The 1,277-nt window shown below is 58.5% G+C and carries 1 pseudogene; it reads left to right on the forward strand.

Annotated elements, in window-relative coordinates:
• Positions 1 to 753: pseudogene (locus FDX03_RS23490) on the forward strand (carbamoyltransferase HypF); the annotation flags it as partial.
• Positions 754 to 1,277 lie beyond the last annotated feature (524 nt).

Raw genomic sequence — 1,277 nt, forward strand, 5'->3', positions numbered from 1 at the left:
ATTGCCCTGACGCTGGATGGCATCGGCATGGGGGAAAATGGCGTGCTGTGGGGCGGCGAATGTCTGCGGGTCAACTACCGTGAATGCGAACACCTTGGCGGCTTACCGGCGGTAGCGCTGGCGGGCGGCGATTTAGCGGCAAAACAGCCATGGCGCAATCTGCTCGCGCAGTGCCTGCGTTTTGTTCCTGACTGGCAGCGTTATCCGGAAACATCGGCGCTGCAACATCAAAACTGGAACGTACTGGCGCGCGCCATCGAGCGGGGAATCAATGCCCCGCTGGCATCGTCGTGCGGACGCTTGTTTGATGCGGTTGCCGCTGCGCTGTGTTGTGCGCCGGAATCGTTGAGTTATGAAGGTGAGGCTGCCTGCGCGCTGGAGGCGCTGGCATCGCAGTGTGCAGGCGTTGATCACCCTGTTACGGTGCCGCTTAATGGCAATCATCTGGACTTAGCGGCTTTTTGGCAGCAATGGCTGGCCTGGCAGACCGCCCCTGCTGAAAGAGCGTGGGCATTTCACGACGCGCTGGCGCGTGGGTTTGCCACACTGATGCGTGAGCAGGCCGAAACGCGCGGAATTAAAACGTTAGTCTTCAGCGGCGGCGTGATGCATAACCGCTTACTGTCATCCCGGCTGGCGTTTTATCTGCGTGATTTTACCTTACTGTTCCCACAGCGTTTACCGGCGGGCGACGGCGGGTTGTCATTGGGGCAGGGCGTGATTGCCGCGGCGCGGGTGTTGACGCAAAAATAAAAAAGCCCCGAGACTGGCGTAATGCTTATCAGTTAACGAACCGGAGGTAATGAATCTGTTGCCTCCGTCGCATTGCTACGTTCACCTTAAATTTTTCACATATCTGAAATGATAGTCCCCGTGAACGTGTTAAGGGTACTATCGCCGTACCCTTAACAATCCCGGCTCCCGGCGGGAAAATTGCCACTTCGTGGTTCCCTCCGCTTATTCCTTCAGGCTACCGGGTCGGGCGCGAGGTAGCGTCCCTGCAAAACGCGCCCTGAGCCAGCATCCATGCTGGCTCTCCCGGCCTTACGAAAACACGTCGGCAATTTTCAGCCGGACCAGCCCACACCTGACCATCTGCGTTTTTTGTTTAAACAGCAAAACATATTGAGCTGGAAGTCAGAGCGTTGAAGCGATGACCCTGGTCCGGCTGAAAATCGATGAGGCGTTGACGGCTGACCGGGTCTGCCCGCAGGGATGCGGGCAGAGGGGATGGCCTGCAGGGACGCAGGCTCGGCCCCGACCCGACAGGCAGACGG

The sequence above is a fragment of the Citrobacter sp. wls827 genome, assembly GCF_005280875.1.
Classification (GTDB): Bacteria; Pseudomonadota; Gammaproteobacteria; order Enterobacterales; family Enterobacteriaceae; genus Citrobacter; species Citrobacter youngae.